The organism is Stenotrophomonas sp. YJH_SMC_12-1, from assembly GCF_059370935.1.
In genome coordinates this window covers 501,597-521,663 of sequence record NZ_JCAFUD010000001.1, presented here as the reverse complement: position 1 = coordinate 521,663, position 20,067 = coordinate 501,597, and the positions used below count along the sequence as shown (strand labels likewise).

Annotated in this window: 20 protein-coding genes; 18 read left to right on the top strand and 2 right to left on the bottom strand. The window is 67.0% G+C overall.

What is annotated here, in order from left to right; genetic code table 11:
* Window positions 1-381: 381 nt before the first annotated feature.
* Window positions 382-2,445 carry a 3-hydroxyacyl-CoA dehydrogenase NAD-binding domain-containing protein gene (locus AC5P8Y_RS02455; protein WP_033834357.1) on the bottom strand — a complete coding sequence of 688 codons (2,064 nt, stop codon included), beginning with the start codon at window positions 2,443-2,445 and terminating at the stop codon, window positions 382-384.
* Window positions 2,446-2,680: 235 nt separating this feature from the next.
* Here AC5P8Y_RS02455 and rpoE point away from each other — a divergent pair, with 235 nt between their 5' ends.
* The 9 genes from rpoE (at window position 2,681) to recO (ending at window position 11,349) form a co-directional block, all read left to right on the top strand.
* Window positions 2,681-3,301, top strand: a complete 621-nt coding sequence (rpoE, locus tag AC5P8Y_RS02450) for an RNA polymerase sigma factor RpoE (protein WP_005414197.1) — start codon at window positions 2,681-2,683, stop codon at window positions 3,299-3,301.
* Window positions 3,298-4,179, top strand: coding sequence for a sigma-E factor negative regulatory protein (locus AC5P8Y_RS02445; RefSeq protein WP_049402273.1), 882 nt, complete (start codon window positions 3,298-3,300; stop codon window positions 4,177-4,179). The genes rpoE and AC5P8Y_RS02445 overlap by 4 nt, the downstream gene beginning before the upstream one ends.
* Before the next feature lie 74 nt (window positions 4,180-4,253).
* A complete protein-coding gene (locus AC5P8Y_RS02440; protein WP_033834355.1) occupies window positions 4,254-5,789 on the top strand; it encodes a DegQ family serine endoprotease in 1,536 nt (511 codons plus the stop codon).
* Between the two features lie 180 nt (window positions 5,790-5,969).
* On the top strand, window positions 5,970-7,763 hold the full coding sequence (lepA, locus tag AC5P8Y_RS02435; RefSeq protein WP_005410603.1) for a translation elongation factor 4: 1,794 nt from the start codon (window positions 5,970-5,972) through the stop codon (window positions 7,761-7,763).
* 54 nt (window positions 7,764-7,817) lie between these two features.
* Window positions 7,818-8,612, top strand: coding sequence for a signal peptidase I (gene lepB / locus AC5P8Y_RS02430; RefSeq protein WP_005410602.1), 795 nt, complete (start codon window positions 7,818-7,820; stop codon window positions 8,610-8,612).
* Between the two features lie 52 nt (window positions 8,613-8,664).
* Complete coding sequence (locus AC5P8Y_RS02425; RefSeq protein WP_005410601.1) at window positions 8,665-9,048, top strand: DUF4845 domain-containing protein; 384 nt, start codon at window positions 8,665-8,667, stop codon at window positions 9,046-9,048.
* Window positions 9,038-9,718 carry a ribonuclease III gene (gene rnc / locus AC5P8Y_RS02420; protein ID WP_033834352.1) on the top strand — a complete coding sequence of 227 codons (681 nt, stop codon included), beginning with the start codon at window positions 9,038-9,040 and terminating at the stop codon, window positions 9,716-9,718. Before AC5P8Y_RS02425 ends, rnc begins: the two co-directional genes overlap by 11 nt.
* Window positions 9,715-10,611 (top strand): GTPase Era, encoded by an 897-nt coding sequence (gene era, locus AC5P8Y_RS02415; RefSeq protein WP_005410599.1) that lies wholly within the window; start codon window positions 9,715-9,717, stop codon window positions 10,609-10,611. Before rnc ends, era begins: the two co-directional genes overlap by 4 nt.
* An 18-nt stretch (window positions 10,612-10,629) precedes the next feature.
* Window positions 10,630-11,349: a DNA repair protein RecO gene (gene recO, locus AC5P8Y_RS02410; protein ID WP_033834350.1), complete on the top strand. Its 720-nt coding sequence runs from the start codon at window positions 10,630-10,632 to the stop codon at window positions 11,347-11,349.
* Window positions 11,350-11,879: 530 nt separating this feature from the next.
* Here the strand turns inward: recO and AC5P8Y_RS02405 are convergent.
* Entirely contained in the window at window positions 11,880-12,608 is a 729-nt protein-coding gene (locus AC5P8Y_RS02405; RefSeq protein WP_164135212.1) for a response regulator, read from the bottom strand.
* Window positions 12,609-12,735: 127 nt separating this feature from the next.
* Between AC5P8Y_RS02405 and rlmD the strand changes: the two genes are divergently transcribed.
* The 9 genes from rlmD (at window position 12,736) to AC5P8Y_RS02360 (ending at window position 20,067) form a co-directional block, all read left to right on the top strand.
* Entirely contained in the window at window positions 12,736-14,070 is a 1,335-nt protein-coding gene (rlmD, locus tag AC5P8Y_RS02400; RefSeq protein ID WP_005414201.1) for a 23S rRNA (uracil(1939)-C(5))-methyltransferase RlmD, read from the top strand.
* A 34-nt stretch (window positions 14,071-14,104) separates the two neighbouring features.
* A complete protein-coding gene (locus tag AC5P8Y_RS02395) occupies window positions 14,105-14,590 on the top strand; it encodes a CYTH domain-containing protein (RefSeq protein ID WP_033834349.1) in 486 nt (161 codons plus the stop codon).
* A 113-nt stretch (window positions 14,591-14,703) separates the two neighbouring features.
* A complete protein-coding gene (locus AC5P8Y_RS02390; RefSeq protein WP_033834348.1) occupies window positions 14,704-15,399 on the top strand; it encodes a DsbA family oxidoreductase in 696 nt (231 codons plus the stop codon).
* A 160-nt stretch (window positions 15,400-15,559) separates the two neighbouring features.
* Window positions 15,560-16,567, top strand: a complete 1,008-nt coding sequence (gene nagZ, locus AC5P8Y_RS02385) for a beta-N-acetylhexosaminidase (RefSeq protein WP_005414204.1) — start codon at window positions 15,560-15,562, stop codon at window positions 16,565-16,567.
* A complete protein-coding gene (locus AC5P8Y_RS02380; RefSeq protein ID WP_005410592.1) occupies window positions 16,567-17,121 on the top strand; it encodes a hypoxanthine-guanine phosphoribosyltransferase in 555 nt (184 codons plus the stop codon). The genes nagZ and AC5P8Y_RS02380 overlap by 1 nt, the downstream gene beginning before the upstream one ends.
* Window positions 17,122-17,203: 82 nt before the next feature.
* Window positions 17,204-17,950: an S-methyl-5'-thioinosine phosphorylase gene (locus tag AC5P8Y_RS02375; RefSeq protein WP_005410591.1), complete on the top strand. Its 747-nt coding sequence runs from the start codon at window positions 17,204-17,206 to the stop codon at window positions 17,948-17,950.
* An 88-nt stretch (window positions 17,951-18,038) separates the two neighbouring features.
* Window positions 18,039-18,245 (top strand): cold-shock protein, encoded by a 207-nt coding sequence (locus AC5P8Y_RS02370; protein ID WP_005410590.1) that lies wholly within the window; start codon window positions 18,039-18,041, stop codon window positions 18,243-18,245.
* Window positions 18,246-18,348: 103 nt separating this feature from the next.
* Complete coding sequence (locus tag AC5P8Y_RS02365) at window positions 18,349-19,617, top strand: FAD-dependent oxidoreductase (protein ID WP_049431289.1); 1,269 nt, start codon at window positions 18,349-18,351, stop codon at window positions 19,615-19,617.
* Window positions 19,618-19,797: 180 nt separating this feature from the next.
* Complete coding sequence (locus AC5P8Y_RS02360; protein WP_024958257.1) at window positions 19,798-20,067, top strand: hypothetical protein; 270 nt, start codon at window positions 19,798-19,800, stop codon at window positions 20,065-20,067.

Below are 20,067 nucleotides of genomic sequence, written 5' to 3'. Positions count from 1 at the left end.
CGCCCGACCTCTGACAGTTTCCGTGTGCGTCCAGCCACGGAGAAGAAAAAAGAAAATCAAAGTCAAAATCAAACGCTGGTTGCTTCGCTCCTGGTGGCGGCCCAGGTAGCCACCCACCCGTTCGTAGTGATCCACACCGGAATCGAGATTCACCGACCGTCACCGGGAAACTGTCAGGGGTGGGGCGGTGTGGGCAGGCAGGACCGTTGGCGCCATGGATGGCGCCATCGAGCCCCCATGGATGGGTTTACGGCGTGTCCTGCCTGCCCACACCGCCCCGCCCAACAAACAGAAAAGCCAGAACCGGCTGTTGCTCTGGCTCTGGCTCTGGCTTCGGCGGTTGCCTCTGCGGGCGCCGGGCCGCAGGCCCGGCCGATGAACTCAAATCACCGGTTCGCGCAGGGCGGGGTTGTCCCAGCCCGGGCGCGGGGCAAAGCGGTCGCCGTGACGCTGCTGCAGTGCCTTCAGCCGCTCGACGATCGCATCGGCACCGACCGCACGGATGTGCTGGATCGGACCACCGCGGAACGGGGCAAAGCCGGTACCGAAGATCACGCCGGCATCCAGCAGGTCCGCATCGGCCACAACGCCTTCGTGCAGGCACGCCACCGCCTCGTTCAACAGCGGCAGGATCAGGCGGTCCTCCAGATCGGCCGGGGCCTGGTAATCGCTGGCCACGTCCGGCTTCTTCGGCTTGCCGTTTTCCCAGGTGTAGATGCCCTGGCCGTCCTTCTTGCCGCGCTTGTCCGGCTCCACCGTCTGCAAGGCCGCTGGAATCTGCAGGCCCAGGAACGGCGCCAGTTCGCGGCCGACGCCGGCGGCCACGTCCAGGCCGACGGTGTCGATCAGTTCGATCGGGCCCATCGGCATGCCGAACTTCACAGCGGCCCTGTCGATCACCGGGCCCGGAATGCCTTCGGCATACGCGGTGGCGGCTTCCAACATGTACGGGAACAGCACGCGGTTGACCAGGAAGCCCGGGCTGCCGGCCACCGGTACCGGGAACTTGCCCAGCGCCTTGCAGAACGCGGCCAGGCGGCGCTCGGTCTCCGGCGCCATGCCGTCGTGGTGGATGATCTCCACCAGTGGCATCTGCGCCACCGGGTTGAAGTAGTGCAGGCCAGCGAACTGCGCCGGGCGCTGGATGTGGTCGCGCAGTTCCACCAGCGGAATCGACGAGGTGTTGGTGGTCAGCAGCGCGTCCAGCTTCATCTTCGGTTCCAGCGTCTGGTACAGCGCACGCTTGGCTTCCGGGTTCTCGATGATCGCTTCGATCACCAGGTCGGCCTCGGCCACGCCGTTGCCTTCCAGGTCGGCACGCAGGCGCGCGGCCACGGCGGGGCGCTTGCTCTCGTCGCGCACCTTCTTGGCGAACAGCGCCTGCGCGCGCTCCATGGCGGGGTCGATGAAGCGCTGCTCGCGGTCCTGGAGAGTCACTTCAAAGCCCTTGTAGGCGGCCCAGGCGGCGATGTCACCGCCCATCACGCCGGCGCCGACCACGTGCACGTGGCGGATGCCGGAATCACCACCACCGAGGCCCTTCAGGCGTTCGGTGAGGAAGAAAATGCGGATCAGGTTGCGCGCGGTCGGGGTGCTGGCCAGCTTCACCACGGCGCGGCGTTCTGCATCCAGGCGTGCCTGGATCGGCTTGCCGCCACTGCGCTGCCAGGTGCTGATCAGCGCGTAGGGCGCCGGATACTGGTCCTTCTTGGCCTTGCGCGCGACCTGCTTGACCATCTGCGGTGCCAGCAGCGTGCGTGCCAGCCAGGTGTTGGTGGCCCAGGCCGTTGCGCGCTGCTTGAACGGGCGCGTGGTGCCGGACAGCGCCAGCGCCACGGCGGTGTCGAGCACCACGGCCGGTGCCACCACCTTGTCGACCAGCCCGATGCCACGCGCGGCCGAGGCCGACAGCGTACGGCCGGTCAGCATCATGTCCATTGCCGCGGGCGCGCCGACCAGCTGCGGCAGGCGCGCGCTGCCGCCCCAGCCCGGGAAGATGCCCAGCTGGGTTTCCGGCAGGCCGATTCGGGTGCTGCTGTCATTGGAGGCCACGCGATAGCGGCAGGCCAGCGCCAGCTCGGTGCCGCCGCCCAGGCAATGGCCGTGGATGGCCGCCACGGTGGGGCAGGGCAGCTCGGCCAGCTTCTGGTAGGTAGCCTGGCCGCGGCGGATGGCATCGTTGACGGTGCCGCGACGGTCGAACTCCTGGAACTCCTTCAGGTCCGCCCCGGCAATGAAGCCGGCTTTCTTCAGCGACTGGATCACCACGCCCTTGGGCGGGTCCAGTGCAATGCGCTCAAGCAGGTCACCCAGCTCCAGCAGCACATCCTGCGACATGGCATTGACGCTGCTGTCCTGGCGATCCAGGGAGAGGACCACCACGCCGTCGTCGCGGATCTCGGGGTGCCAGTGGCTGAAGCGGAGACCATCGAAGCCTGAGAGCATGGACGTTCCATCCGGTTGTGTATGGAGAAGCGGCTATGATCCAGAGGTTGTTTCCCCCGCGTCAAATCCCAATAGCAGGGGAGTGGCGACCCCGGATCCATGGCCGTGGACCGGAACGCTAACGGAACGGTGGTTAAAAGCTGGTGCGGCGCCGGGTGATCGGCGACTGAACTTTTCCCGGGATTGGCAGTCTCATTGCCCGACGTCGGTTGGGCTGACAGGAGTGCGGCCCCTCATGGCCGAGGTTGATACACCACAGGAGCTGGATCTGGAACTGGTCCGGCGCGTGCAGCACGGCGAGAGCGCCGCGTTCGATGTCCTGGTGCGCAAGTACCAGCATCGCGTGGTGGCCCTTGTCGGCCGCTACATCGCCGACTGGAGCGAATGTCAGGACGTCGCCCAGGACACTTTCATCCGCGCCTATCGCGCGATCGGAAGTTTCCGTGGCGACGCCCAGTTCTCAACCTGGTTGCATCGAATCGCCGTGAATACCGCCAAAAACTACCTGGCTTCACACAATCGACGGCCACCGACCGATGACATCGACATCGGCGATGCCGAACAGTTCGACAGTGGTACGCGCCTGCGCGACACCGACACGCCCGAACGCGAGTTGATGCGCCAGGAGCTGGAACAGACGGTGATGAAGGCCGTCAACGCGCTGCCGGAAGAGCTCCGGTCGGCGATCACCCTGCGCGAGGTGGAAGGCCTGAGCTACGAGGAAATCGCGCAGAAAATGGGGTGCCCGATCGGCACCGTGCGTTCACGGATCTTCCGGGCGCGCGAGGCGATCGACACCGAACTCCGGCCGCTGTTGGACATCGGCAGCGCCACCCGTGAGAAGAGCCGCGTATGACCAGTAATCCGTTCAACGAATCGCAGAACCATCAATCGCCCGCCGGGCAGCGCCTGGACCAGCGCCATCGCGAGCAGCTGTCGGCCCTGGTCGATGGCGAGCTGGGCGCCGATGAAGCGCGCTTCCTGCTGCGGCGGATGGAGCATGACCCCGAACTGGCCGGCTGCCAGGAGCGCTGGCAGCTGCTGGGCGACGTGATGCGTGGGCAGGCGTCGGCACTGGCCCCGGCGGGGTTCAGTTCCGCCGTGGCTGCTGCCATCGCCGCCGAGCCTGCGCCGCAGGCCGAGCCGCGCCGTCAGGTGCGTCGCAGTGGCTGGCGGGCCTGGGGCGGTGGTGCCGCACTGGCCGCTTCAGTGGCAGCGGTGGCGCTGTTCATGGGCGGTGAGAAGCTGAAGGAAGCCACCCCGGGCGAGCCGTTGGCACCTCAGGTGATCGCCAGCCAGGCGGAGCTGCCGACCGTGCCGACCGATCCTGCCCCGGTTACCGAAGCCTCTGCAGACACGGCCGCGATGGCTGTGGCGGCGGCTCCCGCCCTGGCGATGGCCACTGCCGGTCGCCGCCAGGACACCCGCCGCGCCAGTGCCACCCGCAGCCAGCAGGCCGCGCGTGCCGCCCAGCGTGAGGACGTGCCGCAACGCGCGGTGGCTGCTGCGCAGGCGCCGCTGACCCCGACCATACCGGCCAATGGCAGCCGCAACATGCCGTTTGGCGAGGTCGGTGGGCTGCAGGCGCGACCGTGGCCGCGTTCCAGCCTGGCGCCTGCCGCCGGCGGCGCGCTCAATGCCAGCTTCCCGGCCCATACCGGTGGCGCCGCCTTCTACCCGTTCGAGCCGCGCCTGCAGGACGACCTGCCGGTGCCGCCGCGCCCGCGCGACTGAGCCGGGCGCTTTCACGCCCCGCCTTCAGCGGGGCCCGTATTCCTCTTTCCATCCGATCCGGAGGTTGCCGTCCGATGACTCCCCGACTCCGCACGCAGGCCATGGGCCTGTTGGCCCTGACCCTGCCGCTGGTGGCCTGCGCGCAGGCACCGGCTCCGGCCGCCCCGACCCAGGCTGCTCCAGCCACCGCGCCAAGGGCACCGGCACAGCCGCTGGTTACCGGCCTGCCCGATTTCACCAACCTTGTTGAACAGGTCGGGCCGGGTGTGGTCAACGTCGACACCACCATTGTCCGCACCAACCGCCAGGCTTCGCGGGGCCCGATGGGCGGTGACGACGACATGCCGGAGTTCTTCCGTCGCTTCTTCGGCCCGGACTTCCCGATGCCGGGGCAGGGCCCGGGCGGCCCGGACGGTGGCCCCAGCATCAAGGGCCGCGGCATGGGCTCGGGCTTCATCATTTCGCCCGATGGCTATGTGCTGACCAACTACCACGTGGTGGCCGATGCCAGCGACGTGAAGGTCAAGCTGGGCGACAGCCGTGAGTTCAATGCCAAGGTGGTGGGCAGCGACCAGCAGTACGACGTGGCGCTGCTGAAGATCGATGGCAAGAACCTGCCGACCGTGCGCGTGGGTGATTCCAATACGCTGAAGCCCGGCCAGTGGGTTGTCGCGATCGGCTCGCCGTTCGGTCTCGACCATTCGGTCACCGCCGGTATCGTCAGTGCACTGGGGCGTAGCACGGGTGGCGCCGACCAGCGCTACGTGCCGTTCATCCAGACCGACGTGGCGATCAACCAGGGCAACTCCGGCGGTCCGTTGCTGAACACCCGCGGCGAAGTGGTCGGCATCAACTCGCAGATCTTCTCCGCCTCCGGCGGCTACATGGGCATCAGCTTCGCGATCCCGATCGACCTGGCGATGAGCGCGGTCGAGCAGATCAAGAAGAGTGGCAAGGTCACCCGTGGCCAGCTGGGTGCGGTGGTCGAGCCGATCGATGCGCTGAAGGCGCAGGGCCTGGGCCTGCCCGACAGCCGTGGCGCGCTGGTCAACCAGATCGTCGCCGGCAGTGCCGCAGAGAAGGCCGGTGTGCAGATCGGCGACGTAGTGCGTTCGGTCAACGGCAGCCCGGTCAACAGCTGGTCCGACCTGCCGCCGCTGATCGGTGCGATGGCACCGGGCAGCCGGGTCACGCTGGGGGTGATCCGCGACGGCAAGCCGCGCGACCTCAGCGCCACGCTCACGGCGCTGAGCGAAGACGGTCAGGGCAATGCCCGTGCGGCGTCTGCCGCCAGGCCCGATGCGGCACCGCAGACCGGCGCCAATGCCCTGCTGGGCCTGGACGTGAGCGACCTGACCGCACCGCAGCGCAAGCAGTTCGGCCTGGATGGCAACGAAGGCGTGCGCATCACCGGAGTCAAGGGCCAGGCGGCGCGTGATGCCGGCCTGTCCCCGGGCATGGTGATCCTGCAGGTCGGCCGCACCCCGGTCGGCAGCGTGGAGAGCCTGAACCGGGCGCTGTCCAGCTACAAGAAGGACGACGTGGTGATGCTGCTGGTGCGCACCGGCAACGGCAACAGCGCCTTCGTGGCGGTCAAGGCCGGCCAGTAAGGCCTGCCGGGGCCGCTTCGGCGGCCCCTGTGTCTCCCCTGAAGCCCCGCCCTGGCGGGGCTTCGGCCTTTCCGGGCGGGGCCCGAGCAGTCCGCTTTCGCGGTGGGGCGCCGGGCATGCGATAATCGACCGTTACCCTGACGACGCCGCGCGCCGCCGCCACCTATGTCTTCTGATTCGATGCGGAACATCCGCAACTTCTCCATCATCGCCCATGTCGACCACGGCAAGTCCACGCTGGCCGACCGCATCATCCAGCTCTGTGGTGGCCTGCAGGCCCGCGAGATGGAAGCGCAGGTGCTCGACTCCAACCCGATCGAGCGCGAGCGCGGCATCACGATCAAGGCGCAGTCGGTGTCGTTGCCGTACCTGGCCAAGGACGGGCAGACCTACCATCTGAACTTCATCGACACCCCCGGCCACGTCGACTTCTCCTATGAAGTCAGCCGCTCGCTGGCCGCCTGCGAAGGCGCGCTGCTGGTGGTCGATGCGGCCCAGGGCGTGGAAGCGCAGTCGGTGGCCAACTGCTACACCGCGGTGGAGCAGGGCCTGGAAGTGGTGCCGGTGATCAACAAGATCGACCTGCCGACCGCCGACATCGAGCGCGCCAAGGCCGAGATCGAGGCCGTGATCGGCATCGACGCCTCCGATGCCGTGCCGGTCAGTGCCAAGACCGGCCTGAACGTGCAGGACGTGCTGGAAGCGATCGTGCATCGCATCCCGCCGCCGACACCGCGCGACACCGAGAAGCTGCAGGCGCTGATCATCGACTCCTGGTTCGACAACTACCTGGGCGTGGTCTCGCTGGTACGCGTGATGCAGGGCGAGATCAAGGCCGGTGACAAGCTGCAGGTGATGTCCACCGGCCGCAACCACCAGGTCGACAACGTCGGCGTGTTCACGCCGAAGCGGAAAGTGCTGCCAGCGCTGCGTGCCGGTGAAGTGGGCTGGGTCACCGCCAGCATCAAGGACGTGCACGGTGCGCCGGTCGGCGACACCCTGACCCTGGCCGGCGACCCGGCTCCGAAGCCGCTGCCGGGCTTCCAGGAAATGCAGCCGCGCGTGTTCGCCGGTCTGTTCCCGGTCGATGCCGAAGATTACCCGGACCTGCGCGAAGCGCTGGACAAGCTGCGCCTGAACGATGCCGCGCTGCGTTTCGAGCCGGAAAGCTCCGAGGCGATGGGCTTCGGCTTCCGCTGCGGCTTCCTGGGCATGCTGCACATGGAAATCGTGCAGGAACGCCTGGAGCGCGAGTACAACCTGGACCTGATCAGCACCGCGCCGACGGTGGTATATGAAGTCCTGAAGACCGATGGCTCGATCATCAACATGGACAACCCGGCCAAGCTGCCGCCGGTGAACCAGGTCGAGGAGATCCGCGAGCCGATCATCCGTGCCAACGTGCTCACTCCCGAGGAGTACATCGGCAACATCATCAAGCTGTGCGAAGAAAAGCGCGGCAGCCAGATCGGCATCAACTACCTGGGCAGCCAGGTGCAGATCAGCTATGAGCTGCCGATGGCCGAGGTGGTGCTGGACTTCTTCGACAAGCTGAAGTCGGTCAGCCGTGGCTACGCCTCGCTGGACTACCACTTCGTGCGCTTCGACGCCGGCCCGTTCGTGCGCGTGGACGTGCTGATCAACGGCGACAAGGTCGACGCACTGTCGCTGATCGTGCACCGCAGCCATGCCGACCGTCGTGGCCGCGAGCTGTGCGAGAAGATGAAGGACCTGATTCCGCGCCAGATGTTCGACGTCGCCATCCAGGCTGCGGTCGGCTCGCAGATCATCGCCCGTACCACGGTCAAGGCCATGCGCAAGAACGTGCTGGCCAAGTGCTATGGTGGCGACGTTTCGCGCAAGAAGAAGCTTCTGGAAAAGCAGAAGGAAGGCAAGAAGCGCATGAAGCAGGTCGGCCGCGTGGAGATCCCGCAGGAAGCGTTCTTGGCCGTGCTGCAGATGGACAACAAGTAATCCCGCACCGGCCCTGCGGGGCCGGTCGTCCGGTGACGTTGCAAAGGACCCTGAATGAAACTGTTTGAGATCCTCCTGGTCGTGCTGACCCTGGCCTCGGGCCTGATCCTGCTTGCGGACAAGCTGTACCTCGCCAAGCGTCGCGCCCAGCGCGCCGGCCTGCTCGATTCCGAGCCGGTGCTGGTGGATTACTCGCGTGCGTTCTTCCCGGTGCTGGCGATCGTGCTGATCGTGCGCAGCTTCATTGCCGAACCGTACAAGATCCCGTCCAGCTCGATGATGCCGAACCTGCTGATCGGCGATTTCATCCTGGTCAACAAGTTCTCCTACGGCCTGCGCCTGCCGATCAGCAACACCAGGATCGTGCCGTTCGGCGAGCCCTCGCGTGGCGACGTGGTGGTATTCCACTTCCCCGGCCACAGCGACAACGACCCGGCCAAGGGCGAGAACTTCATCAAGCGCGTGATCGGCGTGCCGGGTGACACCGTGGTCTTCGAAGGCGACGGCGTGATCCTCAATGGCGAGCCGCTGAAGTACGACAACAAGGGCATCTACGCCGGCCACAAGGGCCAGGGCGAAGGCGCCAACCTGCTGGTCGAGCACCTGCCGGGGCGCACCCACACCGTGCTGGAGACCGACTACCCGCGCGGCCAGGGCCAGTGGACGGTGCCGGCCGGCAAGTACCTGGTGATGGGCGACAACCGCGACAACAGCGACGACGGCCGTTTCTGGGGCCTGCTGCCGGAAGAGAACCTGCGCGGCAAGGCCTTCCTGATCTGGCTGAACTGCCAGGGTTGGTTCTGCAAGGATGGCTTCGAGCCGTCGCGGATCGGCTCGAGCATCAACTGATCGGGCATCAACTGAGTACCTTCACATCCAACGCGTATCTGGGGAGAACGCAATGAAGACGATGAACACGCAGCGCGGCATGACCCTGACCTCGTTCCTGACGGTCCTGATCGTGGTCGGTTTCTTCCTCTACATCGGCATGAAGCTGTTCCCGATGTACCAGGAGTACTACGCCGTGCGCTCGGCGATGAAGAGCCTGGCCAACGAGCCGGGCGTGGGCAGCATGGAGCCGTCGCGGATCCAGGACCTGTTCTTCAAGCGCCTGTACATCAACTACTCGGACAATGTGAAGCCGGCCAACGTGAAGTTCGACCGTCGCGACAATGGCTGGACCCTCAAGGTCAACTACGAAGTGCGTCGCCAGCTGATCGGCAACCTCGATGTGGTTGGCAAATTCGATTCTTCCCAGGACCTGACACGAAGCGGTGCCCAGTAAATTCATCCAACGTGGCGACCTGATCGGTCATGCCTTCAGCGACCCGGCCCTGCTCAAGCAGGCGCTGACGCATCGCAGTGCCGGTGCGCCGCACAACGAGCGCCTGGAGTTCCTCGGCGACAGCATCGTCAACATGATGGCGGCCGAGGCGTTGTACCGACGCTGGCCCAAGGCTGACGAAGGGGCGATGACCCGTGCCCGTGCCGAACTGGTGCGCGAAGGCGCGTTGGCGGCGATCGCGCGCACCCTGCAGTTGGGCGAGCGGCTGACCCTGGGCCCGGGCGAAATGAAGTCCGGCGGTCATCGCCGCGACTCGATCCTGGCCGACGCAGTGGAAGCCGTGGTGGCTGCGATCTACCTGGATGCCGGCTTCGAGGCCTGCCGGGCGGTGGTACTGCCCTGGTTCAGCGCTTCGATCGAGGCGCTGCCGGCCTCCGGCCGTCCCGAGAAGGACCCCAAGACCCGCCTGCAGGAATGGCTGCAGGCCCGACAGAAGGCGTTGCCGCAGTATGAACTGGTGTCAGAATCCGGTGACGACCATGCCAAGCACTTCCGGGTACGCTGCAACGTAGCCGACCCGGCCGCCAGCACCGAGGGCGAAGGCGCCTCGCGGCGGCTTGCCGAACAACAGGCGGCTGCGGCCGTCCTAGAACAACTGGATTCCAAGTGAGCGAACAAACTCCTCATCATTGCGGCAGCGTGGCCGTCATCGGCCGCCCGAACGTGGGCAAGTCGACCCTGACCAATGCCCTGGTCGGTGCGAAGGTCAGCATCGTTTCCAACCGTCCGCAGACCACGCGCCATCGCCTGCTGGGCATCGCCACCTACCCGGAAGGCCAGCTGGTGCTGGTTGATACCCCCGGCCTGCACAAGGTGCAGAAGCGGGCGATGAACCGGGTGATGAACCGTGCCGCGCGCGGCTCGCTGGAGGGCGTCGATGCCGGCCTGCTGGTGATCGAGGCCGGTCGCTGGGATGAAGAAGACAGCCTGGCCTTCAATGTGCTGCGCGATGCCGGCATTCCGGTGGTGCTGGTGGTCAACAAGATCGATCGCCTGAAGGAAAAGGGCGCGCTGCTGCCGTTCCTGCAGCAGGTGACCGAAGGCCGTGATTTCGCTGCCGTGCATCCGATCTCGGCGCAGAAGCGCAATGGCCTGGAAGCGTTGGTGCGCGACGTGCTGAAGCTGCTTCCGGAAGCGCCGCCGATGTTCGGCGAGGACGAGATCACCGACCGCAGCCAGCGTTTCCTGGCCGGCGAGCTGGTACGCGAACAGTTGATGCGCCAGCTCGGCGAAGAGCTGCCGTACGCCACCACCGTTGAGATCGAGCGCTTCACCGAGGACGGCAACCTGCTGCGCATCGGCGCGGTGATCTGGGTCGAGCGCGAAGGCCAGAAGGCCATCGTGATCGGCAAGGGCGGCGCCCGCCTCAAGGAGATCGGCGCCAAGTCCCGCCTGCAGATGGAGCGTCTGTTCGGGGCCAAGGTGTTCCTTGAGACCTGGGTGCGCGTGCGTGAAGGCTGGTCCGATGACGAGGCCGCGCTGAAGGCCTTCGGTTACGAGTAAGCCGTTGCGGTCGCTTCGATGATGATCGAGGACGACACCGGCTTCGTGCTGCATGCGCGGGCCTACCGCGAGACCAGCCTGCTGGTCGAGGTGTTGAGCGCGCAGCATGGCCGCGTCGGCCTGCTCGCGCGTGGTGTGTCAACCGCCAAGGGCCAGGTGCTGCGCGCTGCCCTGCAGCCATTGCAGTGGATCCGCTTCAGCGCCCAGCAGCGCGGTGAACTGGCCCAGTTGCGCGGCGCTGAAGCGCTGGATGCGGCCCCGCGTCTGGTCGGCCAGGCGATGCTGGCCGGCTTCTATCTGAGTGAATTGACCCTGCGCCTGGCACCTCGCCAGGATCCGTTGCCTGAGTTGTATCTGGCCTATGGCGAAGCGCGCGCGCGGCTGGCGGTCGGTGCCGGCCTGGCCTGGACGCTACGTCGGTTTGAACGCGAGCTGCTGTCCGCGCTGGGCCTGGGTTTCGAACTGGACAGTGCCAGCGACGGCCAGCCGATCGACCCGGCCGCGCGCTACGAGCTGGACCCACAGGAAGGCGCGCAGCGCCTGCTGAGCGAGCGCGGTGGGGAGCGCCGGGCGGCGGCCACTGGCTCGGCGCTGCTGGCGTTGGCGGCCGACGAAGAGCCCGCTGCCGCCGACCTGGCCAGCCTGCGCCTGCCGATGCGGCGGGTGCTGGCCCATCACCTCGGGCCACGCGGCCTGAAGTCCTGGGAAATGCTCGAGCAGCTCGCGCCCCGCAGGTAGGGGGTGTTCGGCAGGGCTTGCAGCCCTGCACCTGCCGAATCAACGGCAACGTCAACGTCAAAAGCAAAAGCTGGTTATCCGTGGGTAGGCGGGGTGGGTCCGGTTGCGGGAGACGCCGTAAACCCGTCCTTGGGGGCTTGGCCGCGGCATCCATGCCGCGGACACTCCCGCAACCGGACCCACCCCGCCTTCGACAGATTCTTGCGAGCTGTTGGACATGCCGACGGGGTCAGATCCGTTTTCCGAAGGAAAACGGATCTGACCCCAGTTTGAATTTCGATATCTGACAGAGATTCATCCACGCATGGCGTGGATCTACTGGCCACCGGTCAACTGTCGAAGGCGGGGCACTATGGGTTTGCGGGGTGTGAGCGCCATGGATGGCGCGACCAAGGCTACATGGACGTACTTGCGCCGTCCCCGCATACCCACAGTGCCCCGCCATTCCACGGGATGCCCGCTGTTGCCGTTGCTTCGGCTGTTGCTCTGGCTTGAAGCAGGTGCAGGGCTGCAAGCCCTGCCGAACACCCTCAATGCAGCAGGGCCGCCACCGCCGCGCGGAACCCGTCCTGGGCCTGCCCGGACTCCGGCGCATGATGCAGCTGCCGCACCGCCCGTCCCAGCCGTGCCGCGCCGACAAACCCACAGCTCGCCTGCAACCGGTGCAGCTGGCTGCGCAGCTGGTGCTCGTCGTGCTGGTCCACGGCCTGCTCGACCGCGTCGCGTACGCCCGGCAACTCGGCCAGGAACAGCTCGCGCAGCGCGATCAAGTGGTTGCGCTGGCCATTGAGCGCGGCCAGTGCCGCGGTCTCGTCCCAGTCCTGTACCTGCAGCTCGACCGCTGCCGGAGCCGGGGCAACGGAGATCCCCGCCGGGCTGTTCACCAGTGCCCGGCGCACGGCCTTCAGCAACTGGTCGCGGCCCAACGGCTTGACCAGCGTGTCGCTGAAGCCAGCTTCGCGCAGGCGGGCATGGATGGAGGTGTCGCCATCGGCGGTATGCGCCAATGCCGGGGTATCGGGGTGTGAACGGCGCAGTTCACGCAGCAGCTGCGCGCCATTGCCGTCCGGCAGGTTGACGTCGATCAGCCACAGGTCATGCGCGCCGGGCTCGGCGCTGGCCAGCGCGCTGGCCAATGAATCTGCCGTGTCCACGTCCGCCGGTAACGTTTCCAACGCCGCTTTGAAAAAACCGCGGCTGATGATGTCGTCCTCGACAAGCAGGAAGCGGGGCCGGCTGGCCCGCGGGGTCATCTGCATCAGGGCTGCCTCCATGTCAGCTGCTGCAATCATCAAGCACGGCGGCGGCGGGCGCAAGCGGGTCCGGACCCTGCCAGTCAGGATCTGCGACAATGTGCCCCCATTTTTGCCCGCAGCCTGTTGCCACGTGGCCCGATCCCGCTCCCGCATCGACCGTACCCCGTTCCAGACCGAGATCCTCGACCTCAGCCATGATGGTCGCGGCGTCGCCCGCCGTGAAGGCGAGGGCGGCAAGGTCACCTTCGTCAGCGGCGCCCTGCCGGGCGAGGTGGTCATGGCCGAACAGACCGCCCGCAGCCGCCATTTCGACGAGGCACGCACGGTGGAAGTGCTGCAGGCCTCGCCCCAGCGCGTGACCCCGAAGTGCCCGCATTTCGGTACCTGCGCCGGCTGCGTGCTGCAGCACCTGGACGAAGACCAGCAGATCGTCGCCAAGCAGCGCGTGCTGATGGACAACCTGGAGCGGATCGGCCATGTGAAGCCGGGCAAGGTGCTGGCGCCGCTGGTCGGCGAGAGCTGGGGTTATCGCCGCAAGGGCCGCTTCTCGGTGCGCCGGGTCGAGAAGAAGGACAAGACCCTGGTCGGTTTCCGTGAACAGGACCCGCGTTTCGTCGCCGACCTCAGCCAGTGCCTGACCGTGATCCCGGAGATCGGTACCAAGGTCGAGGCCTTGTCGACCTTCATCGAATCGCTCGATGGCAAGCGCGACATCCCGCAGATCGAGTTCATCGCCGGCGATCAGGCGGTGGTGCTGACCGTACGTCACCTGCAGCCGCTCAGCGATGCCGACCGCGCCGCCTGGGCCGCCTTTGGCCAGCAGCATGGTTTCGTGATCTACCTGCAGTCCGGCGGCGTGGACACCGTGCAGCCGCTGGACGGGCAGGGCGTGCCGCTGTCGTTCCGGTTGGCGCCTTGGGACGTGGAACTGGCGTTCCGCCCGCTGGACTTCATCCAGGTCAACGCCAAGCTCAACGAAAAGATGATCGCCCACGCCCTGGACCTGCTTGAGCCGGGCGAGGACGAACGCGTGCTTGACCTGTTCTGCGGCCTGGGCAACTTCACCCTGCCGCTGGCCCGCCGCGTGCGCGAAGTGGTGGGTGTGGAAGGCGATGCCGGCCTGGTCGCGCGTGCCCGTGAGAATGCCGTGCGCAACGGGCTGGCCAACGCCCAGTTCTTCAGCGCCGACCTGACCCAGGACCAGCGCAGCACGCCGTGGATGCGCCAGGGCTTCGACAAGCTGCTGCTGGACCCGCCGCGCTCGGGCGCCATCGAAGTGCTGCAGCAGCTGCCGCTGAAGCAGTTCAAGCGCATCGTCTACGTCAGCTGCCACCCGGGCTCGCTGGCGCGCGATGCCGGCTATCTGGTCAACGAACAGGGCTTCACCCTGGTCAGCGCCGGTGCGATGGACATGTTCCCGCACACCGCGCACGTGGAAAGCATCGCGGTGTTCGAGAAGCGCTGAGCGGCTGTCATCACCCATGGCGCATAATCGCGCCATGGGCATTGAAATCGAACGCAAATTCCTGGTCATCAACGATGGCTGGCGATCCGCTGCGCACCGGGTGACCCCGATGGCGCAGGGCTACATCAACGACATGGGCGCGCTGGATCGCGGTACCCAGAACGCCTCGGTGCGCGTGCGTATCGAGGGCGACCATGCTGCGCTGAACCTGAAGTCGCGCACCATCGGCCACACCCGGCAGGAATTCGATTACCCGATTCCGGTGGAGGACGCGCGCGCGCTGCTGGCGCTGTGCGTGGGTGGCCTGATCGACAAGCGCCGCCATCTGGTCGAGCACGCCGGCCTGACCTGGGAAGTGGACGAGTTCCTCGGCGACAACGCCGGCCTGGTGGTGGCCGAGGTGGAACTGGACAGCGCCGACCAGGCCATCGAACTGCCGGACTGGGCCGGCGCGGAAGTCACCGACGACGCCCGCTACTACAACGTCGCACTCGCCAGTCGTCCCTATTCACAGTGGTGAAACCCTGAAAAGGGGACGGAGGGGATTAAGTCGCTTTCCGCACAGGCGGGGTAAAGACGACTTAATCCCCTCCGTCCCCTTTTTTCGGTGGGGGCGGGCCCCATGTCGGGGGGATGAGAATCGACATCTACTCCGACGTGGTCTGTCCCTGGTGCTGGATCGGCAAGCATCGTTTCCAGCAGGGCGTGCAGTTGCTGGGCGCCGATGCGCCTGAACTCGATATCCACTGGCAGCCGTTCCAGCTGGACCCGGACGCGGACGCAACCCCGGTGCCGCTGCGTGAGGCCTATGTGCGCAAGTTCGGTGGCGTCGAGCGCACCGAGCAGATCCTCGGCCAGACCCAGACCACGGCGCGTGCGGAAGGCCTGCCGATGGACTTCAGCCGGGGCCAGGTGCGGGTGACCACGCTGCCGGCGCACCGGGTGCTGTGGCTGGCCGGCCAGCACGGCGTGCAGGACGCGGTCGGGGAGGCGCTGTTCCGGGCCCACTTCGAGCTTGGCCAGAACCTGGCGGACAGCGCGGTGCTGATCAAGGCCGGTGTGGCGGGCGGCCTGGACGGCGGCGAAATCGCGCAGATGCTGGCCTCCGACCGCGGCCTGGCCGAGGTCGAAGCCAAGCTGGCGGAGGCGCATGCGCTGGGCATCTCCTCGGTGCCGACCTTCGTCATCGATGGAAAGTGGGCCATTTCCGGGGCGCAGCCCCCCGAGGCCTTCGCCAACGCCCTGCGCCAGATTGCCGCCGAACAGGGCGCCCCGGCCACCCCGGCTGGCGACGACGAGGCCTGCGGCCCGGACGGCTGCAAGGTCTGAGCAGATCGGGGTCAGGGCCCCTGCGGGGATCCGGCCCCGGGGTCAGAGCCCCGCAGGGGCTCTGACCGCACACTCCCCTTTTTCTGACCACTGCGCCTGTCGGCCGGTTCTGCGACAATGCGGCACTGCGCCATGCGGGCGCGCGTTGTGGAGATCGACCATGCTGCTGATCGGCGTTGCCGGCACCGAACTGACCGCCCAGGAACGTGACTGGCTGCAGCACGATGCCGTGGCCGGGGTGGTGCTGTTCAAGCGCAACTTCGCCTCCCGCCAGCAGGTGACCGATCTGAGCGCGGCGATCCGCGCCGCCGCGCCGCGCCCGCAGCTGATCTGCGTTGACCAGGAAGGTGGCCGCGTACAGCGTTTCCGCGAGGGTTACAGCGATCTGCCGCCACTGCAGGACATTGGTGCCCTGTATGCCACCGACCCGCAGCAGGCCTTGGCATTGGCCGAACGGCACGCTTGGCTGATGGCCAGCGAAGTACGCGCCAGCGGCCTGGACCTGAGCTTCGCGCCGGTGGTCGACCTTGGCCGTGGCAACCGTGCCATTGGCAACCGCGCCTTCAGTGAAGACCCGCAGGTGGTGGCCGCGTTCACCGCCGCCTACGTGCGTGGCATGCACTCGGTCGGCATGGCCGCCACGCTCAAGCATTTCCCCGGCCACGGCACCGTGCTGGAAGACACCCACGTCGATACTGCGATCGATCCGCGCGCGCTGGACGAGCTGCGTGCGCAGGACCTGGTGCCGTTCCAGGCCGGCATCGCCGCCGGTGCCGATGCGGTGATGATGGCGCACGTGATCTACCCGCAGATTGCGCCTGAACCGGCAGGTTACTCGCCGCGCTGGATCCAGGACATCCTGCGCGGCGAGCTCGGCTTCCGTGGCGTGGTGTTCTCCGACGACATCGGCATGGCCGCCTCGCACAGCGCCGGCGGCGTGCCGGCGCGCGTGCACGCCCATCTGGACGCCGGCTGCGACGTGGTGCTGGTCTGCCACCCGGAGCTGGTCGATGAAGCCCTGCACGCGGTGCAGGGGCGCTCCCTCAATACCGCTGCGCTGCTGGGCCTGATCGGCCGCGGCGCGCTTGGCTGGGATGGCCTGCTGGCCGATGCCCGCCATGGCGACACCCAAACCCGTCTGCTTGAAACCCTTGGAAGAACCGTCTGATGCCCAACCTCACCATTTCCCAGGCCCTGGCCCAGGCTGACCTGCTGGTCGACCGCCCCACCATCGACAAGGCCATTGCTGGTATCGCCGACGCCATCGCGCGCGACTACAAGGGCGAGGTGCCGCTGTTCCTGTCCATCATGCACGGTGCGCTGCCGTTCGCCGGCCAGCTGGCGCTGGAACTGGGCGCGCGCGGCCAGGACGTGCAGTTTGATTACCTGCACGCCACCCGTTACCGCGGTGAAACCACCGGCGGCGACCTGGTCTGGAAGCACAAGCCGGCCACCTCGCTGTTCGGCCGCCGCGTGCTGCTGGTCGACGACATCCTTGACGAGGGCTACACCCTGCAGGGCGTGCGCACCTGGTGCCTGGAACAGGGCGCAACCGACGTGCGCATCGCCGCGATGACCGTGAAGAAGCACGACCGCGCGCTGCCGGACGTGACCGCCGACTACGCCGGCATCGAACTGCCGGACCGCTACGTGTTCGGCTTCGGCATGGACGTCAACGAAACCCTGCGCTGCGTGCCGGCCATCTACGCGATGAAGGAATAACGGCGCAGCCGCCCGCGGCGCGTCTTCTTCTGCCGCCGGCATCCTCGGGTGCCGGCGTTCGTCTTTTCATGGAGTGCTTCGAATGCAACAGATCGCCCTGGCCGTGATCGGCGGTACCGGTGTCTACAACCTGGCCAAGCTTGACGACGTGCAGACCCACGAGGTCGACACCCGCTTCGGCCGCCCGTCGGGCCCGGTGCGCGTCGGTACGCTGCTCGGCCATCGCGTGGCGTTCCTGGCGCGCCATGGTGAAGGCCACTCGCTGCCGCCGCACAAGATCAACTACCGCGCCAACCTGGCCGCGCTGCAGCAGCTGGGCGCGCAGCGCGTGTTGGCGTTGAACACGGTCGGTGGCATCACCGAGAACTTCGGCCCGCGCGTGCTGGCCTGCCCGGACCAGATCATCGACTACACCTGGGGCCGCATCAGCACCATCTGCGAAGAAGAGGGCACCGATGTGGTCCACGTCGATTTCGGCCACCCGTACACGCCGATGCTGCGCAGCAAGATCCTGGCGGCGGCCAAAGTGACCGGCGTCACGGTCCATGACGGTGGCTGCTACGGCGCAACGCAGGGCCCGCGCCTGGAAACCATCGCTGAAATCGCCCGCATGCGCCGCGACGGCTGCGACCTGGTGGGCATGACCGGCATGCCGGAAGCCGCGCTGGCACGCGAACTGGGGCTGGATTACGCCTGCCTGGCGATCATCGCCAACTGGGCTGCCGGCTGTGGTGATGGCGAGGAGATTACGATGGCCGAAGTGCTGGCCAACGTACAGGCGGCCAGCAACGGACTTCCGGAACTGGTGGGCGAATTGGCGCGGGGGTGATTGTCTTCCCCGAGCAAGCTTTGCATACTCAGCTTGTGCGCGGGTTCAGCGTACACCACCCATTCATTGCATAAGGTCTCGCATCACCATGCCGAACGGTACCGTCAAGTGGTTCAACGACGCCAAGGGATTTGGCTTCATCTCGCCGGAGGATGGCAGCGCCGACGTGTTCGCGCACTTCTCCGCCATCAACTCCAAGGGCTTCCGCAGCCTGCAGGAAGGCCAGCGTGTCACCTATGACGTGACCCAGGGCCCGAAGGGTGCCCAGGCTTCGAACATCACGCCGGCCGAGTGATCCACTCGACAGTGCGTTGAAAACCCCGCTTCGGCGGGGTTTTTTTTTGCGCGGCGTGCCCGCGGCCGGTTCGCGATCCACCCGCCTCGGGCACAATGTGGCCATGACGGAACGACTGCGTATCGCCGTGATCGGCTACGGCACCGCTGGACAGGCAGTGTCCATCCTCCTCACCCGTGACGGCCACGAAGTGGAGATATTCGAACGCGTGCCGACGCCGGGACCGGTGGGTGCCGGTTTCCTGCTGCAGCCCAGCGGCCTGCAGGTGCTGTGGCAGATGGGCCTGCTGGATGCGGTGCGCGCGCATGCCGCGCCGGTGCACCGCCTGTATGGCGACACGCCATGCGAGCGCGCGGTGATGGACATGCGCTACGACGGTCTGGATGCGCGCCTGCATGGCCTGGGCATGCAGCGTGGGGCGTTGTTCTCGCTGTTGGACCAGGCGCGCGCGGGGGCAGGCAATCTGCATGCGGGCGTCACCATCGCCGCCGTGGATGCCGAGCAGGGCCGCCTGCGCGACAGCGAAGGGCGCCTGCATGGCCCGTTCGACCTAGTGGTGGCCGCCGATGGCGCGGCCTCTACGCTGCGCAGCACCATTGCCGGCGGTGCCGGGCTGGACCGCGTGTATCCGTGGGGAGCGCTGTGGTGCCTGTTGCCGGCCGAAGACTGGCCGCATGTGCAGGAGCTGCGGCAGCGCTACGTGGCCGCGCGCAAGATGATCGGCCTGTTGCCGGTCGGCACGCGCCCCGGCGATGACACGCCGCGCCTGAGTTTCTTCTGGAGCCTGCCACGCACCGACTTCGAGCGCTGGCAGGCCGATGGCATGACGCCCTGGCTGGACGAGCTGCATGCGCTGTGGCCGCAGGCCAGTGCGCGCTTCGCCCACCTGCGCGATGCCGGCCAGCTGGCGCGCGCGGTCTATCGCGATGCAGTGATGACGCGCTGGCACCAGGGCCGCATGGTGCTGGCAGGTGATGCGGCGCACGCGATGAGCCCGCAGCTGGGGCAGGGGGTGAACATGGCGCTGCTCGATGCGCTGGCGCTGCGCGATGCGGTGCGCACGCATGGCGGTGGTGCCGCTGCATTGCAGGCCTACCAGGCGCAACGCAGGGCCCACGTGGCGGTCTACCAGCGCTGGAGTCGCTGGCTGACGCCGCTGTTCCAGTCCGATCGCGATGCCTGGGCGAAGACGCGCGACGTGCTGCTGGGCCCGATGGGGCGCCTGCCCGGAGGCCGTGGCCACATGCTGCGCGTGCTCAGTGGCACGCAGCAGGGATGGTTCGGTTCGCTTACGCTGGATCCGGCCTTCATCGACGCATTGGCGACGACGATGGAGATACCTCGCAGCAACGCGATCACGGACAGCGTGTGAAGCGTGCCGTCACGTGAATTAACGGTTGCCTCACCGCGGATGTGCGAGAAGTAGGTTGCACGCGACTGCGCGTCGCCCGTTTTCCTTTCCGTGATCAACATCGCGCGTGGCCCGGGCAGCGCGGCTGTTGCGGCCTGTTGCGGCCCGGACGTGCCGCTTGATGTTGAAGAGGAGGACGCCATGTTGTTCGCGGTCGAAGAGCTGGAATCGGAAATCTGCAAGCTGCGTGGACTGCTGCAGATGCTGCACGAGGACCAGCCCGACGTACTGGAGGATGTATTCGAGTTCCATGTCGGCAGCCTGGTCAGCCATGCGTCGCCGGAACACCACGCACGCATCCGGACCTGCGCGCAGGAGATGCTGGCGGCAATCCAGGCCTTGCCGCGGCGGCGTGAGAATGACACCCCTGATTTCCAGTTGATGCCGCAGCTGGGCATTGGCCCGGCCTGA

What these genes read in the sequence shown, in the direction of transcription:
- AC5P8Y_RS02455 (WP_033834357.1), bottom strand. Translation starts at nt 2,445, where the DNA reads ATGCTCTCAGGCTTCGATGGTCTCCGCTTCAGCCACTGGCACCCCGAG.
- rpoE (WP_005414197.1), top strand. Translation starts at nt 2,681, where the DNA reads ATGGCCGAGGTTGATACACCACAGGAGCTGGATCTGGAACTGGTCCGG.
- AC5P8Y_RS02445 (WP_049402273.1), top strand. Translation starts at nt 3,298, where the DNA reads ATGACCAGTAATCCGTTCAACGAATCGCAGAACCATCAATCGCCCGCC.
- AC5P8Y_RS02440 (WP_033834355.1), top strand. Translation starts at nt 4,254, where the DNA reads ATGACTCCCCGACTCCGCACGCAGGCCATGGGCCTGTTGGCCCTGACC.
- lepA (WP_005410603.1), top strand. Translation starts at nt 5,970, where the DNA reads ATGCGGAACATCCGCAACTTCTCCATCATCGCCCATGTCGACCACGGC.
- lepB (WP_005410602.1), top strand. Translation starts at nt 7,818, where the DNA reads ATGAAACTGTTTGAGATCCTCCTGGTCGTGCTGACCCTGGCCTCGGGC.
- AC5P8Y_RS02425 (WP_005410601.1), top strand. Translation starts at nt 8,665, where the DNA reads ATGAAGACGATGAACACGCAGCGCGGCATGACCCTGACCTCGTTCCTG.
- recO (WP_033834350.1), top strand. Translation starts at nt 10,630, where the DNA reads ATGATGATCGAGGACGACACCGGCTTCGTGCTGCATGCGCGGGCCTAC.
- AC5P8Y_RS02405 (WP_164135212.1), bottom strand. Translation starts at nt 12,608, where the DNA reads ATGCAGATGACCCCGCGGGCCAGCCGGCCCCGCTTCCTGCTTGTCGAG.
- AC5P8Y_RS02395 (WP_033834349.1), top strand. Translation starts at nt 14,105, where the DNA reads ATGGGCATTGAAATCGAACGCAAATTCCTGGTCATCAACGATGGCTGG.
- AC5P8Y_RS02390 (WP_033834348.1), top strand. Translation starts at nt 14,704, where the DNA reads ATGAGAATCGACATCTACTCCGACGTGGTCTGTCCCTGGTGCTGGATC.
- nagZ (WP_005414204.1), top strand. Translation starts at nt 15,560, where the DNA reads ATGCTGCTGATCGGCGTTGCCGGCACCGAACTGACCGCCCAGGAACGT.
- AC5P8Y_RS02380 (WP_005410592.1), top strand. Translation starts at nt 16,567, where the DNA reads ATGCCCAACCTCACCATTTCCCAGGCCCTGGCCCAGGCTGACCTGCTG.
- AC5P8Y_RS02375 (WP_005410591.1), top strand. Translation starts at nt 17,204, where the DNA reads ATGCAACAGATCGCCCTGGCCGTGATCGGCGGTACCGGTGTCTACAAC.
- AC5P8Y_RS02370 (WP_005410590.1), top strand. Translation starts at nt 18,039, where the DNA reads ATGCCGAACGGTACCGTCAAGTGGTTCAACGACGCCAAGGGATTTGGC.
- AC5P8Y_RS02365 (WP_049431289.1), top strand. Translation starts at nt 18,349, where the DNA reads ATGACGGAACGACTGCGTATCGCCGTGATCGGCTACGGCACCGCTGGA.
- AC5P8Y_RS02360 (WP_024958257.1), top strand. Translation starts at nt 19,798, where the DNA reads ATGTTGTTCGCGGTCGAAGAGCTGGAATCGGAAATCTGCAAGCTGCGT.